The organism is Aliirhizobium wenxiniae, from assembly GCF_014201355.1.
Lineage (GTDB): Bacteria > Pseudomonadota > Alphaproteobacteria > Rhizobiales > Rhizobiaceae > Neorhizobium > Neorhizobium wenxiniae.
In genome coordinates this window covers 932,202-948,739 of sequence record NZ_JACHEG010000002.1, presented here as the reverse complement: position 1 = coordinate 948,739, position 16,538 = coordinate 932,202, and the positions used below count along the sequence as shown (strand labels likewise).

Annotated in this window: 12 protein-coding genes; 9 read left to right on the top strand and 3 right to left on the bottom strand. The window is 59.7% G+C overall.

Features of this window, described 5'->3' with window-relative positions:
- Positions 1-36: 36 nt before the first annotated feature.
- The gene (locus HNQ72_RS12510) at positions 37-2,085 is read right to left on the bottom strand and encodes an O-linked N-acetylglucosamine transferase, SPINDLY family protein (RefSeq protein ID WP_183992555.1); all 2,049 of its coding nucleotides are present in this window, start codon (positions 2,083-2,085) and stop codon (positions 37-39) included.
- 299 nt (positions 2,086-2,384) lie between these two features.
- Here HNQ72_RS12510 and HNQ72_RS12505 point away from each other — a divergent pair, with 299 nt between their 5' ends.
- The 9 genes from HNQ72_RS12505 to HNQ72_RS12465 all read left to right on the top strand — a co-directional run bounded on the left by HNQ72_RS12505 (position 2,385) and on the right by HNQ72_RS12465 (position 13,177).
- Positions 2,385-3,014, top strand: a complete 630-nt coding sequence (locus tag HNQ72_RS12505) for a hypothetical protein (RefSeq protein WP_183992554.1) — start codon at positions 2,385-2,387, stop codon at positions 3,012-3,014.
- 88 nt (positions 3,015-3,102) lie between these two features.
- Positions 3,103-4,815, top strand: a complete 1,713-nt coding sequence (locus HNQ72_RS12500; protein ID WP_183992553.1) for a GumC domain-containing protein — start codon at positions 3,103-3,105, stop codon at positions 4,813-4,815.
- A gap of 119 nt (positions 4,816-4,934) precedes the next feature.
- A complete protein-coding gene (folD, locus tag HNQ72_RS12495; RefSeq protein WP_183992552.1) occupies positions 4,935-5,834 on the top strand; it encodes a bifunctional methylenetetrahydrofolate dehydrogenase/methenyltetrahydrofolate cyclohydrolase FolD in 900 nt (299 codons plus the stop codon).
- 144 nt (positions 5,835-5,978) lie between these two features.
- Positions 5,979-7,340, top strand: coding sequence for an ABC transporter substrate-binding protein (locus tag HNQ72_RS12490; protein ID WP_183992551.1), 1,362 nt, complete (start codon positions 5,979-5,981; stop codon positions 7,338-7,340).
- Between the two features lie 199 nt (positions 7,341-7,539).
- A complete protein-coding gene (locus tag HNQ72_RS12485; protein WP_183992550.1) occupies positions 7,540-8,553 on the top strand; it encodes a carbohydrate ABC transporter permease in 1,014 nt (337 codons plus the stop codon).
- A gap of 1 nt (position 8,554) precedes the next feature.
- On the top strand, positions 8,555-9,724 hold the full coding sequence (locus HNQ72_RS12480; RefSeq protein WP_183992549.1) for a carbohydrate ABC transporter permease: 1,170 nt from the start codon (positions 8,555-8,557) through the stop codon (positions 9,722-9,724).
- A gap of 37 nt (positions 9,725-9,761) precedes the next feature.
- On the top strand, positions 9,762-11,429 hold the full coding sequence (gene bglA, locus HNQ72_RS12475; protein WP_183992548.1) for a beta-galactosidase BglA: 1,668 nt from the start codon (positions 9,762-9,764) through the stop codon (positions 11,427-11,429).
- Positions 11,430-11,453: 24 nt separating this feature from the next.
- On the top strand, positions 11,454-12,542 hold the full coding sequence (locus HNQ72_RS12470; protein WP_183992547.1) for an ABC transporter ATP-binding protein: 1,089 nt from the start codon (positions 11,454-11,456) through the stop codon (positions 12,540-12,542).
- Between the two features lie 278 nt (positions 12,543-12,820).
- Positions 12,821-13,177 (top strand): hypothetical protein, encoded by a 357-nt coding sequence (locus HNQ72_RS12465; protein ID WP_183684951.1) that lies wholly within the window; start codon positions 12,821-12,823, stop codon positions 13,175-13,177.
- Positions 13,178-13,253: 76 nt separating this feature from the next.
- On the opposite strand, the gene HNQ72_RS12460 is transcribed toward HNQ72_RS12465, so the two are convergent.
- Together HNQ72_RS12460 and edd are read right to left on the bottom strand one after the other, a co-directional pair.
- Positions 13,254-14,615, bottom strand: coding sequence for a metallophosphoesterase (locus HNQ72_RS12460; RefSeq protein WP_183992546.1), 1,362 nt, complete (start codon positions 14,613-14,615; stop codon positions 13,254-13,256).
- A gap of 85 nt (positions 14,616-14,700) precedes the next feature.
- On the bottom strand, positions 14,701-16,518 hold the full coding sequence (gene edd / locus HNQ72_RS12455) for a phosphogluconate dehydratase (RefSeq protein WP_183992545.1): 1,818 nt from the start codon (positions 16,516-16,518) through the stop codon (positions 14,701-14,703).
- Positions 16,519-16,538 lie beyond the last annotated feature (20 nt).

The window sequence follows — 16,538 nt, the reverse complement described above, 5'->3', positions numbered from 1 at the left end:
AACCACCGCTCTCAATGAGCGGTGGTTTGTTTCTTTCTATCGGTCTGCACTGGACCAGAGACGGTTGTCGGCCTCTATCGGCGACTGGTCGTCCCAATCGGCAAGCCTTTCGCGATAATGTCGCCGATAGTCGCCATCGTCGCAGTATTCGATATGGGCCTGAACGAGATCTGCGCCGATCTCGTAATAGATTTCCATGTTTCGCAGGTCCGGCACCGGTGTCTCGCCGCGTTCGCACTCTCCCTGCATTTCCCAGAAGATCTCTTCCAGCCTGCGGGCGAGGCCGGGAATGTCGCGAAGTACGCTGCTTTCGCGTCGTGCCGCAAGCTGGTCCCGGATTGCCTTCAGGCTGACTGGGTTCTTTGCATAACCGATGGCCTTCGCCACATAGTTTTCCGGATCGCTGCACAGCAGCTCGGGCACGCCCGCGGCATGCACGATGCTGTGGCAGAAACGGGCTGCAAAGCTACGGCCCGGGAATGTCAGCACGGGTAGACCCATCGTCAGGGCATCGGCCCCGGTGGAATGCGCGCCGTAAGGAAACGTATCGAGGAACAGGTCGGCAACGGCGATACGTGCCAGATGCTGCGCATTCGGCGCCTTGGGCGCAAAGATGATCCGGTCGCTGGTGATGCCGGCCTTCTCCGCACTTTCGCGCAGCCGCTGATCGACCTTGTCGCCGCCGGTCAAAAGCCAGAGCACGCTATCCGGCGCCTCGCGCAGGATCTGCATCCAGTGTCCGAACGTGGTCTCGGTGATCTTCTGCATGCCGTTAAAGCACGCGAAGACGAACTTGTCCTTCGGCAGCCCGGCATCCGCGCGCGTCGGTTTGTCCGCGATGGCACGCTTCCGGTCGATCGGCTGGTTGCAGGCGATGCGGAAGACCTTTTCGGAATAATAGATCTCGTTATCCGCCGGAACGATATGCTCGTCGGCGATCATATATTGATGGAACGGGCTGCCCATCGAGCCTGGATAACCGCAGAAATTGACGATCACCGGTGCCGGACGATAGGCGAAGATCTTTGTCCGCGCATGTTTGGTGTAACCGTTGACGTCGACGAGGATGTCGATCTCGTCATCGCCGATCAGCTTCGCTGCCTCGGCATCGCTCATCGTCGCGATATCGCGCCAGCAATCGACAGCCGCCTTCATCCGCGTCTGCGTTTCGTCGCGCAATACCGGATCGCCGCAATAATAGGCGTAAATCTCGACGCTTTCCTTGTCGTGCAGTTCGAGCACTTCCCGGAGCGCGAAGCCGACTGCATGGTCACGCAGGTCGGAGGAAACGTAACCGACCCGAAGGCGCTCGCCGGTTCCGGTCTTCTGTTTCGGCGTGCGGCGCTGCAGCTCCTTCGTTTCGACGCGCCCGACCAGCGACCTGTTGTAGCGATAGGCCTTGGCAAGCTGGAACATCGGATCGTCCGAATAGCAGGCAAGCGTCAGTGGCGACATGGCATCGATCATCTGCCGCTGCGTGGCATGGGTCGATGGTGTCAGCACCGGCCATTTGCATTGGCGCTGCCGAAGCGCGCTCCAGTGCTGTCCGGCCTCCGGCTTGTCGGGGCGCAGTTCGATCGCCTGCCACAGTGCAGTTTCGGCTTCCTCCAGAAGACCGGCATTTTCCATCACGCGGCCGATATGCTGCAGCGTCATCAGCCGGTGGCTGACCCGGTCGGCAGTGCTTTCGGCCGTGAGCGCGGTATAAGTCTGCCACTGCTGGATGGCCTGAACGGCAAGACCGCCGTCTTCAAGCGCGCGACCGAGATTGATGTGGGCAGCACCAAAAGCGGGATCGAGCTTAAGGCAGGCGCGCAAGGCGTTGATCGTACCGGCAAGGTCGTTCAATTGCCGGAGCGTGACCGAATAGTTGAAATAGACGAGATGCAGGAATGGATTGCCATCGTTGAAGGCGATCCAGGCCTTGTAGATTTCCGCGGCCTCTGCCTTCTGTCCGGCCGCACTTCGGCTTTCCGCAACGGTGAAGAGATCGGTGAAGGCGAGCCGCTGTGTGCGCGCAAGTTCCAGAATTTCGGCGAGCGGGGCGTTGGGAGATAAGCTCATCTTGTCGACCTTGGCATCCATAAAGTTCTGCAATTTATGATGTAGGCAATATCGTCGCCGGCCTTGCCTGGACATGCGCCGGCATCATGCCGACCCCTGAGGTCTTATCGCCTTGCATCAACCATCGGCAAGGCTGCGCAAATATGTGTCCCCATCGGATTCACAGAAGTCTGGCCGCTGCGCTAACCTGATACCTGGGTGATGCCGCATAATCACGCAACGGTTGCATTTTAGCCTTTTACTTAAATGTCGCTTGAGGACACGCTGTTACACGATCGGACAGGTGACGCTGTCTGATCGAGTCGGTAATGAGCGAAAGCATGAATTCTTCAACTGATCCTGTATCCCGTACATTTTGCGGTCTGCCGGTATCGGCCCTGGATTGGAATGCGGCTCTGGCTCATGCGGAAGAGCTTGCTCTGGCAAAGGGGCATCCCAAAACTATCGCCTTCCTCGACGATGCACAGCTCCTGGGCGCGCTGTTAGGGTTTGCTCGCGGCAAGATATTGAAGCGACATATGTTTCTGCCGGTCGGTGGGGCCTTTCAGCACATTCTGATGAAGTTTTTCCATCGTAAACCGCCGTTCGACGCCAGGTTTTCTCCCGATAGCTTTATTCCTGCTCTGCTTACCTATTTTGCAGAACCCCGCCGTGTCGGCATCATCGGCGATGACAAGAGCCGCACGGAGTTGCTTTGCACGCATTTCGCCCGTCATACCCCGTGGCACGATTTCGTAGCCATCCCGTCTGACGCGAACCTGTCCGGCCGGTTGGATCTGGTGATCGTCGATGCGACAGACCCGCATGTGTATGAGCATATTGCGGGTGGTCTGCGTGGCGCCGATATCGGGCTCGTCGTATTGGCGGGCAGGGGGCTTCGCCGGCTCGCTAAAACGCCTCCCGTCTCCTCCGGCCTTCAATCTTCAGTTTCCAAGCCGTCTTTCGCCTGACGGTTAACCTTTTGTTTGCCACGAAAATTTAGACTGCGTTAATCAATGCGGGCAATGTCGGCTCCGCTGCGCGCAGAGGTGGTGAGCAATGTATGCCGATGCAAAGGACAGGCAAGCGCCCGAAGAGACGCCGGCGATCTTTCGCCGGCTCCATTCAGCTTTCCTGACATTTGGTCCGGCGCTGGCAATGACAGCGGCTTTCGGCATCACCATACCTTTTGTCGCCATGCAGCTCCAAGGCGTCCAATTTAAAGCTGAGACGCAGGTAGCAGTCACCACTCAGCGCGGCGACGCGATCCATTCCGCCATCGAAGATCTGAGCTCCAAGACGGCGCTGGACAATGTCATTCGCGCCCTCAACCTTGCAAGCGTAGAGGAAAGCCGCCCCAGCATAGCCCGCGTTGTCTCCGAAGTTGTTTCGGGTGAGGTGACGACGGTTTCGCAGGGAGAGGAAGTCGCTCGCCAGAAATTACGCGATGCAATGTCCGTCTCTTACGACGCTGCCGGCGCCAGAATCGTGCTCGGTGCCAAGGCAGATGATCCGCAGACAGCTGCTGTTATTGCCAATCAGCTGGCAAGCGAACTCCAGCGCTCGCTTGTTGCGAATATTGGCGAAACGCCAAGCCCGCAGGTGGATGCCATGCGCAAGGCGGCCGCCCGGGCCGAATCCGCGCTCACAGGTTTTGTCGGCAAGCTGGATGACGGCACGCGTTCAAAACTGCAGTCGTTGCAGGACGAGCGTCGCAAGCTCGAGACCGATATCTCCGGTACCGAACGGCATCTTGCGGACGTGGCTGAAAAGCAGCACACGGCGTCGTCGATGAAGCTCGCCGATGTGCTTGCCAAGCCGCTTCCCGACAGCCTGGAATTTACCGGCCTTGAATATGAGCGGCAGCGTTATGTGCAGGCGGAGCTTGCCGCGCAGCAGCTCGCCGTCAATCTTGGTCCGCTTCATCCACGGCTGGTGGCGGCTCAAGGCGCTCTCGACGGTGCGAAACGGGATATCGGCAGCGCATTGCGCCAGCTTGAGGCCTCGCTCAAGGATGATCTTGCCACAACGACGAAGACCCTTGCCGAGCTTAAGGATCGCAAGGCGGCTCTCGATGCGGACAGGCCGTTGAACGACACGGCCGCACAGCTCTCATCGCTTCATGCTGCAGCCGAAGAAGCTCGCCATAACCTCGATAAGATCGAAGCGGCATCCAATTCATCCAGACCCGTGGCCGTCTCGCTCCCGCCTGTTTTGCGCGCTGCATCGCCCGCGTCAGCCGAGCGTCTCGGCCCCGACCTGATCAGGCTCGCAGGTCTCGGAGCGCTTGTCGGGCTTATTGCCGGTCTCCTGTTGTCAGCGCTGCGTTATCGGCGTCAGTCGCAGCTTGCTAATGAATTCGAAGATATGCCCGTTCAACTGGACTTGCCCGAGCACGATCTGCAGGTCGAGCCTGCCGCAGCGCAAGCCATCGATGAAAGCGCATTGCTTTATGACGATGGCCGGAATGAGCGCCTTCCCGATGACGATCCGGTCGAGGAACGGCTTGCTGCAAACGATACCGCTTTTGGCGACCGGATGCGTTTCTTGCTCATCGAAAACCGGATGACCTTGAAGGAGACGGATCTGCCGCCGCATGTTGCAGCCTTGGTCGATGAGTCTCTGACACGTCGCGGCGAGGAGAGCTGGCAGCGTTGGGATGACGCCGTTGACTATGATCAGGAAGAGCTGCTCAGGTTGCAGCGCGAACTCGCCGAGCTTCGCGAACTGGTGGCCGAACACGCTGCCCGTCGGCTGAAGGCCACGGGCTGATCCAGCGCCATCAGGCATAAACTCCTTGCATTTGCCTGATCTGGACAGCATAGGGCGTGCACGGGCAATCGGCCCTCCGCCGATCCCCTAAATTGACGCTGAGAAGCGAGGAGTTCACCGTGGCATTTGTGATCGATGGCAAGGAAGCAGCCGCTTCCGTGATTTCCGCCGTAACCGAAGCATCCGTATCGCTGGAAGGCAAAACCGGTATCAAGCCGGGCCTCGCGGTCGTCATCGTCGGCGAAGATCCGGCAAGCCACGCCTATGTCAATTCCAAGGGCAAGATGGCAAAGCAATGCGGCTTCAACTCCATCCAGCACACGCTGCCGGAAGAGACAACACAGGAGGAGCTGCAGGCACTGGTCGACACGCTCAACGCCGATCTGGCAGTTCACGGCATTCTCGTCCAGCTGCCACTGCCGAAACATTTTGACAGCGATGCCATCATCCAGTCCATCCTGCCGGAAAAGGACGTCGACGGCCTGAACATCGCCAATGCCGGCAAGATCGCCACGGGCGACCTCGATACCGGCCTCATCTCCTGCACCCCGGCCGGCTCGATGCTGCTGGTCAAACGCGTCCATGGCGAGGACCTGTCGGGCCTCAACGCCGTCGTCATCGGCCGCTCCAACCTGTTCGGCAAGCCGATGGGGCTGCTTCTTCTGGCAGCCAATGCCACCGTCACCATGGCGCATTCGCGCACCAAGGATCTCGCTTCCGTCTGCCGCAATGCCGATATTCTCGTCGCAGCTGTCGGTCGGGCCGAAATGGTCAAGCGCGACTGGGTCAAGCCGGGCGCAACCGTCATCGATGTCGGCATCAACCGCGTGCCGGCTCCCGAAAAGGGCGAGGGCAAGACCAAGCTCGTCGGCGACGTCGCCTTTGTCGAAGCATCAGAGGTTGCGGCATCGATTACGCCGGTTCCGGGCGGCGTCGGGCCGATGACCATCGCCATGCTGATGGCCAACACCGTCATCGCCGCACACCGCGCTTGCAGCCTTCCCGTGCCGAAGTTCTGAAATTTGCACATTTGTCGCGCCGTGGTTGTGCGATAGCCCCTTGATTCCTCAGCGGGAGCGTTAAATCATCACTCCGGTTGCCACGTCGTCGCATGTGGCAATCTTTCAGGTCGACTTAAACGATTTTGAGAGGAGGAGGATTTGATGAGGACTTCTGTGTGGATCGGCACCGCTGCGCTTGCCTTGATCGCAGGCATGGCCAATGCGCAGGAACTGAAGTTTCCGCCGGGTCAGGATGCCAAGTTCAACTGGAAGAGCTATGAGGATTTCAAGGCTGCGCATGCCGACCTCAAGGGGCAGAACCTGACCCTGTTTGGTCCGTGGCGCGGCGAGGACGAGGTGCTGTTCAACAGTGTGCTTGCCTATTTCAATGCCGCGACCGGCATCAACGGCAAATACTCCTCCTCCGAAAACTACGAACAGCAGATCGTCATCGATACCCAGGCAGGCTCGCCGCCTAACATCGCGATCATCCCGCAGCCCGGCCTTCTGGCCGATCTTTCCACCAAGGGTTTCCTCACCTCGCTCGGCCAGGAGAATGCCGACTGGGTAAAAACCAATTACGGCTCCGGCGAAGACTGGGTTCGCTACGGCACCTACAAGGGCAAGGATGGCAAGGAAGGTTACTTCGGCTTCCCCTTCAAGGCCGACCTGAAATCCATGGTCTGGTACGTGCCGGAAAACTTTGAAGAGGCCGGTTATGAAGTCCCCAAGACCATGGAGGATCTCATCAAGCTGACCGACCAGATCGTTGAGGATGGCGGCGTGCCTTGGTGCATCGGTCTCGGTTCCGGCGGCGCGACAGGCTGGCCGGCGACAGACTGGGTCGAGGATATGATGCTGCGCACCCAGACGCCGGAAACCTACGACAAGTGGGTGAGCAACGAGGTGAAGTTCGACGATCCGGCCGTGGTTGGCGCCATTGAGGAATTCGGGAAATTCGCCAAGAACGAGAAGTATGTCGCTGGCGGTGTGGCCGCCGTCGCCTCGACCGATTTCCGCGACAGCCCCAAGGGCCTCTTCGACATCCCGCCGAAATGCTACCTGCATCATCAGGCATCCTTCGTCCCGTCCTTCTTCCCGCCGGACAAGGAACTTGGTGTCGATGCCGACTTCTTCTACATGCCGACCTATGCCTCCAAGCCTGAACTTGGCACGCCGGTTCTCGGTGCCGGCACATTCTTCGCCGTCACCAAGGATTCGCCTGCCGCCGAGGCCTTTATCGAATTCCTGAAAACGCCGATCGCCCATGAGGTGTGGATGGCGCAGGCCTCGTTCCTGACGCCATACAAGGGCGTCAATCTCGATGCCTATGCCAACGAAGTGCTCAAGAAGCAGGGCGAATTGCTGACCAAGGCAACGACCTTCCGCTTCGACGCTTCCGACCAGATGCCCGGCAAGATCGGCGCCGGCGCCTTCTGGACCGGCATGATCGATTATGTCGGCGGCAAGGACGCCAAGACGGCGGCAACCGAGATCCAGAAGGCTTGGGACGGGTTGAAGTAGGGTTCGGTGTTGGGGGCTGCCCCTCATCCGCCTGCCGGCACCTTCGCCCCGTAAACGGGGCGAAGGGACCAAGCCGCAACGTCTCCGTTCCCCCTAGCCCCGCTTGCGGGGAGAGGGTGCGCCGAGCGAAGCGGAGGCGGGGTGAGGGGCGGCCCTCAAACTCAACAAAAGCCGAACGAAGATAACAAGGGGAGGCAGCATGGCATCGCAGATCGTATCGGCCTTCGGCGCGGTAATCGCCGGCGTCTTTGCCTGTGCGCTCTATTACTGGCTATCCGACAAGCTGCTGCAAATCGTTCTGCCGGTACGCTCGGGTGACGTGCAGCGGATCTCGGCAAACCTGAAAACCCACGCGGCGATCCGCCCCTGGCTGTTCCTAGGCCCCGCGCTGCTTCTGATGATCGTCTACCTCGTCTATCCCGTCATCGCGACCTTCATCCTGTCCTTCTATGACAGGTCCGGGGGGAATTTCGTCGGGCTGGCCAATTACTGGTGGGCGGCGACCGATGCGCAGTTCCGCCAGTCGATTTTCAACAACATCCTCTGGCTCGCTGTCGTGCCCGCCGCCTGCACCTTCTTCGGCCTCGTCATCGCAGTGCTCACCGACCGCATCTGGTGGGGCAATATCGCAAAAAGCCTGATCTTCATGCCGATGGCGATCTCCTTCGTCGGCGCCTCCGTGATATGGAAATTCATCTATGAATATCGCGGCGCCGATGGCACGCAGATCGGCCTCCTCAACGCGATCGTGCAGTTCTTCGGCGGCGATCCGCAGGTCTGGATCGCCATGCCGATCTGGAACAATTTCTTCCTCATGGTGATCCTGATCTGGATCCAGACGGGTTTTGCCATGGTCATCCTCTCGGCGGCCCTTCGTGGCATTCCCGAAGAGACGATCGAGGCGGCCGTTATTGATGGTGCCAATGGCTGGCAGATCTTCTGGAAGATCATGGTGCCGCAGATATGGGGCACGATCGCCGTCGTCTGGACCACGATTACCATTCTCGTCCTGAAAGTCTTCGACATCGTGCTGACAATGACCAACGGCCAGTGGAACACGATGGTGCTGGCCAACCTGATGTTCGACTGGATGTTCCGTGGCGGCGGTGACAGTGGCCGAAGCGCCGTTATCGCGCTCGTCATCATGGCGGCGGTCACGCCGATCATGATCTGGAATATCCGGCAGGCAAGTGAAGATCGGGGAGGACACTGAGATGACCGCAGCCATCACCCTCCGTCGCATAGGCCTTCCTCGCCTCATCGTTCACCTGTCGGTTCTCGTCATCTGCATTCTCTGGCTCATCCCGACAATCGGCATCCTCGTCACCTCGCTGCGGGAACCGGGCCAGATCGCCTCGTCCGGCTGGTGGACGGCGTTCAGCGGTGCCGCCGAAACCAGTGCGGCCCGGCTCGGCGAGCCATCGACTGCAAGACAAGATGGCCCCAATTACGTGATTTCCGGTTCCGTCTTCGATGCTGCCGATTCGGGTCCAAAGGGCAGCGTCCGTGCCTTCGGCACCAAGGTAGCGGCTCCGACGGAATTTGCCGCGGGTGAAGCTGCCGATCTCGGTGACGGCGAAACGCTGACCGTTAATGAGGACGGTACTTACATCTATTCCAAGAATGCACCCTTCACGGACAAGCGCGGCAAGCGCGTCTATCTCTCGGTCGCGCAGCCGCCGTCCTTCACGCTCAACAATTACCGCACGGTCCTCACCTCTCAAGGCATCGGCCAAGCCTTCATCAATTCGCTGACGGTGGCAATCCCGGCCACGATCATCCCGATCCTGATATCGGCCTTTGCGGCTTATGCCCTGTCATGGATGCATTTTCCCGGTCGCGCGATCATCATCGCCGTCGTTGTCGGCCTGATCGTCGTGCCGCTGCAGATGTCGCTTATCCCGCTGCTGAAGATGTATAACGAGATCGGTGCCTTCTTCGGCATTGCGTCGCGCAGCTATGTTGGCATTTGGCTGGCGCATGCCGCCTTCGGCATGCCGCTCGCCATCTATCTCTTGCGCAATTATATCGCCGGTCTGCCAAAGGAAGTGATCGAATCCGCCCGTGTCGATGGCGCCAGCGACTTCGAGATCTTCGTCCGCATCGTGCTGCCTTTGTCCTTCCCGGCGCTGGCCTCCTTCTCAATCTTCCAGTTCCTCTGGACCTGGAACGACCTTCTCGTTGCCATGGTCTTCCTCGGTACAGGCAAGGACCAGCTGGTGCTGACCGGCGCGCTCAATGCGCTGCTCGGCTCCATGGGTGGAAAGTGGGAAATCCTCACCGCTTCGGCCTTCATTACCATTATCGTCCCGATTATCGTCTTTTTTGCACTGCAGCGTTATCTCGTTCGCGGCCTGCTGGCAGGCTCTGTCAAGGGCGGCTGAGGCCGCGGACGATCACCAGAACCCACAAGGATATTGAATGAGCATTTCCGCAGAAGCCACCGCGACGCCCAGCAATGCCCCGGACCGGGATTGGTGGCGCGGTGCCGTGATCTATCAGATCTACCCGCGCTCCTTTCAGGATTCCAACGGTGACGGCATCGGTGACCTCAAGGGCATTACCGCCCGCCTGCCGCATATCGCAGCGCTTGGCGCCGATGCAGTTTGGATCTCGCCCTTTTTCCCGTCGCCGATGAAGGATTTCGGCTACGACGTCTCGAATTATATCGATGTCGATCCGATGTTCGGCACGCTGTCAGATTTCGACGGCCTTATCGCCGAAGCCCATCGCCTCGGCATCAAGGTGATGATCGACCTCGTGATGTCCCATTCGTCCGACCAGCATCCCTGGTTCATCGAAAGCCGATCCTCGCGCTTTAATCCCAAGGCCGATTGGTATGTCTGGTCCGACGCCAAGCCGGATGGCTCGCCGCCCAACAACTGGCTGTCGATCTTCGGTGGATCCGCCTGGCATTGGGATCCGACGCGCATGCAATATTACATGCACAACTTCCTCACCTCACAGCCGGACCTCAACCTGCATAATGCCGAGGTGCAGGATGCGCTGCTCGATCTGACCCGCTTCTGGCTGAAGCGCGGTGTCGATGGTTTTCGTCTCGACACGATCAACTTCTATTTCCACGACAAGGAGCTGCGCGACAATCCGGCGCTTGATCCCGCGCGTCGTAACGCCTCCACCGCCCCTGCGGTCAATCCCTATAACTTCCAGGAGCACCTCTACGACAAGAGCCGCCCGGAAAATATCGACTTCCTCAAGCGTTTCCGTGCCGTGCTGAACGAGTTCCCCGCCATCGCCGCCGTCGGCGAGGTGGGCGATAGCCAGCGCGGGCTGGAGATTGTCGGCGAATACACGTCCGGCGGCGACAAGATGCATATGTGCTACGCCTTCGAATTCCTGGCGCCGGATCCGCTCACGCCTGAACGCGTGCAGGAAACCCAGCATGCGTTTGCGGCCGCAGCGCCGGAAGGCTGGGTTTGCTGGGCCTTTTCCAACCACGATGTGGTGCGTCATGTCAGCCGTTGGGGCCAGGAGGTCCTTGATCGCGACGGCTACGCCAAGATGCTCTCCGCCATCCTTCTGTCCCAGCGCGGCTCGGTCTGCATCTATCAGGGAGAGGAACTGGGCCTGACGGAAGCCGATATTGCTTATGCCGATCTGCAGGATCCTTACGGCATCCAGTTCTGGCCGGAATTCAAGGGCCGCGACGGCTGCCGCACACCTATGCCATGGGATGCGCAGGCGTTGCAGGCGGGTTTTTCGACTGCAGAACGCACATGGCTGCCCATCCCGGTCGAGCATCAGTTGAAGGCTGTAAGCGCCCAATATGGCGACCCGGCTTCGGTGCTGGAACAGTATCGTCGCTTCCTCGCCTTTAGAAAGGCAAATCCGGCTCTGTCGAAGGGCGAGATCTCGTTCCTGGCCACCGAGGAACCGCTGCTTGCCTATGAAAGGCAATATGGCAACGAGACCATCCTGTGCATGTTCAACATGAGCCCTAATTCCTCATCGACAGCATTGCCGGACGGAAACTGGGAAGTGCTGGAAGGACACGGGTTCGAGACACCGCTGGAAGGCCGCCAGATCGAGCTACCGGCGTGGGGCGCGTTCTTCGCACGGCAAGTGTGAGATAGGGAACAGGGGAGGAAGGGCATGACCGGCGTAACGCTCAAGGAAATTCGCAAGTCCTATGGTCAGGTCAAGGTGCTGCACGGCATCGACCTGGAAATAGATCAGGGCGAATTCATCGTCTTCGTCGGTCCGTCCGGCTGCGGAAAATCGACCCTGCTTCGAATGATCGCAGGGCTTGAAACTGTCACCTCCGGCGAGATGTCGATCGATGGCGAGGTGGTCAACGATATCCCGCCTTCGCGGCGCGGCATCGCCATGGTCTTCCAGTCCTATGCGCTCTATCCGCATATGACCGTCTACGACAACATGGCTTTCGGCATGCGGATCGCCCGCGAAAGCAAAACCGAGATCGATCGCCGCGTCCGCGCGGCGGCCGATATCCTTCAGCTCACGCCCTATCTCGACCGCCTGCCAAAGGCGCTTTCCGGCGGCCAGCGCCAGCGCGTCGCGATCGGTCGCGCGATCTGCCGCAATCCCAAGGTCTTCCTGTTCGACGAGCCTCTGTCGAACCTCGATGCGGCGCTGCGCGTCGCCACCCGTATCGAGATCGCCAAGCTCAAGGACAAGCTTTCCGACACGACGATGATCTATGTCACCCACGATCAGGTCGAGGCCATGACGCTTGCGGATCGCATCGTCGTCCTGTCCGCCGGCAGGATCGAGCAGGTCGGGCCGCCGCTGGAACTTTACGAGCGCCCGGCCAATCTTTTCGTCGCGCGCTTCATCGGTTCTCCGGCGATGAACATCCTGCCGGTAACGATCGGCGAGCCCGGTTCGGAAACCTCGGTCACCCTCAAGGGTGGCAGGTCGACGAGCGTGCCGATCACGGTGCCCGCTACCGACAAGGGCGGCAAGGCAAGCCTCGGCGTGCGTCCCGAAGACCTGGAGATTTCCACGCATGACGACTACCTCTTCGAAGGCCGCGTGCTTCTGGTCGAGGCGTTGGGGGAGGTGACCCTTCTTTATCTCGAAGGCGGTGCCGGTGAAGAGCCGGTCATCGTCAAATTGCCGGGCACGTCCGATGTCTCGAAGGGCGATATCGTCCGCCTCAAGACCGTTCCTCAAAAGCTGCATCTTTTTGATGCCGAAGGCAGAACCTACCGGGCCTGACGCATGCGGAGCCGGGGTGAAAACGACCTTGCCATCCGGAATTGCTACAGCCCGCTCGGCTTGGTCGATTTCGTGTTTCGAAGAAAAGCGCAATGCTTGCGACGGTAAGGGTGGGTTCACCACATTTCGCAAAGCGTCCATTTGTCCTGTGCTGAAACGGGACGCGCCAACCCCTTGTTAAACTTCACCACCTAGTCTCCTCGTGTAAGTATAGGAGTATAGTCGTGGGTGCGGCGCCAATTAACAAAAATCATTATTTAAACAAGGAAGAGTCCTTCATGTATGACCGCGAACAGCGGTTCAAGATGGAAGATACGATGAATGCTGGCCGCATCGAATATACGGAAAAGGCTGTTCTCAACATGGCGCAGCGCCGCTGCGACGTCGTGCAGATCTCCCAGAGCGGCGCGGTCCTTGGCCTGCTGACGCAGTATAATCTTCCTCAGCAGTTCTATCTCGACATTCCCGATGCCCGCATCAACAAGGTCGGCTGTGTCCTGATGCGCGTCAACATGAACAACACGATCGAAGTCCGCTTCCTGCGCCTGCTGTCGGACAAAGAACTCAACCGCATCTTCGTCTTCTCCACCCATCCGAGGCACCGCGACCACAAGATGGATATCCGGACCTGGTAAGACGGCCGCAATTCGAAATGATCTTTCGGAACGCCCGCAATCGCCTCCGGTTGCGGGCGTTCCTTTTTTGGATAGCTCAGGCTTTCGAGAGCGCTTCCAGCACGATTGGTTTCAGTTTCAGCTCAGGCACTTCGGTGAAAGCCAGGTCATCACGGCCGAAATAACTCTTCTTGTTGATCGCCGACCAGTCGTTGCAGACGATCCGATATTGCTGCTTGCCCTTGGGAATTTCAGGTGCGGCGTAAAGAAAATCGCCGGTACGCGCGGAAAGCGGCACATCCCCATCCTGGTTGCTCCGTGCAATGATGGCCGCAAGCGTCTGGGCGTCGACATCTGCCACCATCAGCTTACCGTCGAAGCGAAGCCCGGCATTGTAGTCGAAGCGGCTGACATCGCCTGACGGCAGTCCTGTGCCGAAGGATGTGTGGCCGATGAAACCGAGATCCGCGCCTGTCCTTGCCGCCATGGCGGTTGCAGCAAAGCGTGCGGTCTCGCCAAGCGTCATCGGATTTGCCAGATGGGCGACGGTCTCGCGCTCTTCGTCCTTCAGATACTTGGCGAGAACCGCAGGAATGAGATCTGTCAGCGTGGCGGAGGAGGGGGCTGCATGCTCGATCGTCACGCGCTCCAGCTCTGCCGCCTTTCGGGGGCTTGTGAAGGTGGCAATGGTCAGCAGCGAGGACCACGAACCGGTATGAACGTAACGGGTCTCACCCTGGCCATGTTCGAGGATCAGGTGGTCATGTCCGCCGATCATCAAAGTACCGTCCGGCAGGATCGGTAGGATCTCTCGATCGGGCACCACGCCGGCATGGCTGAGAACGATCTTGAAATCCTCGCCACTGAGCAGACCTGGCAATTGCGCCTTGGCCCATTCAACCGGCTCTGGAATGTCCAGCATCTCACGCGTTGCTTTGGGATAGGTGTTTATCGCATCGGTGCCGAGCGCCACTATTCTGATCTTCACGCCATCTGCATCGATCTCGGCACTGGCCGGCGCGAAAGGCTTGCCGGTGCGTTTGTCGCCGATATTGCTGAGAACCGTGATGCCGAGCCCGCCGGCCCGCTCGACGAAATGGGCAAGGTCGTTATCGAAATCGGATTCGTGATTTCCGATATTGATGACGGTCGGAGCGAGCTTGGCCAGTGCCGCAAGCAGCGCCCAGTCTATCTCGCCCGCCGAGCGTGATCCGACGACATTGCCGCTTTCGAACACGTCTCCGTTGATCAGGATGACCTGAGGCAGGTTTGCCGCGGCAACCTGGTTCTCGATTGCCGCGAGCAACTGGCCCATTCGTTCATAGGCGGAATGCAGATCGGAAAGAATGATCGCCTGGAACCCTGCAGGAGCGGCAAGCGCCGTTGTCGGAACAATCGGCGCGATTGCGGTCGAGGCAAGGAATGCCACAAATCTTCTGCGGCTGATGGCAATGGTCATGAAACGATCCCCCGGGCATGTATGAAAGCCCGGGGAGCCTATTAGATCCGGTTAAAGACAATCAAGTGACGGTCTTTGACAGCGGTCAGGCAAAAACGCTTGCGCCCTGATCCGCCCGGCCGACATTGCGGCGGAAGGCGGAGAAGAGTTCGCGGCCCATACCGAATTCGTTTTCGGAAAGATCGGCCTCGGCCGGCTTGCGCGCATCGAATTCGGCGGCATCCACCAGCACTTCCAACGTTCCGGCAACGGCGTCGAGACGGATCATGTCGCCTTCGCGGATTTTCGCGATTGCGCCGCCGTCGGAAGCTTCCGGCGTCATGTGGATCGCTGCGGGCACCTTGCCGGATGCGCCGGACATGCGCCCGTCGGTGACGAGCGCCACCTTGAAGCCGCGGTCCTGCAGCACGCCGAGCGGCGGCGTCAGGCGGTGAAGTTCCGGCATGCCGTTCGCCTTAGGTCCCTGGAAGCGGACGACGGCAATGAAGTCACGGTTCAGCTCGCCGCGCTTGAATGCATCCTGCAGGCCCTGCTGGTCGTGGAAGATGATCGCCGGTGCTTCGATCACATGGCGTTCCGGCTTGACGGCCGAAATCTTGATGACGCCGTGGCCGATATTGCCGGAAAGCATCTTCAGGCCGCCGGTCTTCTGGAACGGCTGGTCGACGGTGGTCAGAACCTTCGAGTCTCCGCTGACCTCCGGCACGCTCTCGCGCGTCACCTGTCCGTCGGCGCCCAGCTTGGCTTCGACCGTATAGGCTTCCAGACCGTGGCCGAAGACAGTGCGCACGTCGTCATGCACATAACCGCCGCGAAGAAGCTGCTTGATCAGGAAACCCATGCCGCCGGCAGCGTGGAAATGGTTCACGTCGGCAAGCCCGTTCGGATAGACGCGGGCAAGAAGCGGGACGGCATCCGAAAGTTCGGAAATATCCTGCCAGGTCAGGTGAATGCCGGCAGCCCGTGCCATCGCGACCAGATGCATCGTGTGATTGGTCGAACCGCCCGTTGCATGCAGGCCGACGACGCCGTTGACGATCGAGCGTTCGTCGATCATCTCGCCGGCCGGCGTGAACTCGTTACCCATGGCGGTGATCGCCAGCGCCCGCTTGGCGGCTTCGCGGGTCAAGGCTTCGCGCAGCGGCGTGCCCGGATTGACGAAGGATGCGCCGGGCATATGGAAGCCCATGATCTCCATCAGCATCTGGTTGGAATTTGCCGTGCCGTAGAAGGTGCAGGTGCCGGGGCCGTGATAGGACTTGGATTCGGCTTCCAGAAGCTCGTCGCGGCCGACCTTGCCTTCCGCATAAAGCTGGCGAATGCGCGACTTCTCGTCGTTCGGCAGGCCCGAAGTCATCGGACCGGCGGGAATGAACACGGCCGGCAGATGCCCGAAGGAAAGCGCTGCGATGACGAGACCGGGAACGATCTTGTCGCAAATGCCGAGATAAACGGAAGCGTCGAACATGTTGTGGGAAAGGCCGATACCGGCCGCCATGGCGATCGTATCGCGTGAGAACAGCGACAGTTCCATGCCCGGCTGGCCTTGGGTAACGCCATCACACATGGCCGGTACGGCACCTGCTACCTGCGCGATACCGCCTGCCTCGCGAGCTGCCTCGCGGATGATCGGCGGGAACGTCTCGTAAGGCTGATGCGCCGAGAGCATGTCGTTATAGGCGGTGATGATGCCGAGGTTCGGAACGACGTCTCCTGAAAGCGCATCCTTCTCAGCGGGGGAACAGACGGCAAATCCATGTGCCAGGTTCCCGCAGGAAAGAACCGCCCGGTGCGGCCCTTTGGCGACCGCCCGTTGCAATCGGTCGAGATAGGCCTCGCGATGCGGTTTGGATCGCTCGATGATCCTTGCCGTGATCGCCTGAATGCTGGAATGCGCCGCCATGTCAAACCTCCTTCGGGCAA

Bases quoted from the DNA above. Each gene is read 5' to 3' on its own strand.
- HNQ72_RS12510 (WP_183992555.1), bottom strand. From the start codon at position 2,085: ATGGATGCCAAGGTCGACAAGATGAGCTTATCTCCCAACGCCCCGCTC.
- HNQ72_RS12505 (WP_183992554.1), top strand. From the start codon at position 2,385: ATGAATTCTTCAACTGATCCTGTATCCCGTACATTTTGCGGTCTGCCG.
- HNQ72_RS12500 (WP_183992553.1), top strand. From the start codon at position 3,103: ATGTATGCCGATGCAAAGGACAGGCAAGCGCCCGAAGAGACGCCGGCG.
- HNQ72_RS12490 (WP_183992551.1), top strand. From the start codon at position 5,979: ATGAGGACTTCTGTGTGGATCGGCACCGCTGCGCTTGCCTTGATCGCA.
- HNQ72_RS12485 (WP_183992550.1), top strand. From the start codon at position 7,540: ATGGCATCGCAGATCGTATCGGCCTTCGGCGCGGTAATCGCCGGCGTC.
- HNQ72_RS12480 (WP_183992549.1), top strand. From the start codon at position 8,555: ATGACCGCAGCCATCACCCTCCGTCGCATAGGCCTTCCTCGCCTCATC.
- bglA (WP_183992548.1), top strand. From the start codon at position 9,762: ATGAGCATTTCCGCAGAAGCCACCGCGACGCCCAGCAATGCCCCGGAC.
- HNQ72_RS12470 (WP_183992547.1), top strand. From the start codon at position 11,454: ATGACCGGCGTAACGCTCAAGGAAATTCGCAAGTCCTATGGTCAGGTC.
- HNQ72_RS12465 (WP_183684951.1), top strand. From the start codon at position 12,821: ATGTATGACCGCGAACAGCGGTTCAAGATGGAAGATACGATGAATGCT.
- HNQ72_RS12460 (WP_183992546.1), bottom strand. From the start codon at position 14,615: ATGACCATTGCCATCAGCCGCAGAAGATTTGTGGCATTCCTTGCCTCG.
- edd (WP_183992545.1), bottom strand. From the start codon at position 16,518: ATGGCGGCGCATTCCAGCATTCAGGCGATCACGGCAAGGATCATCGAG.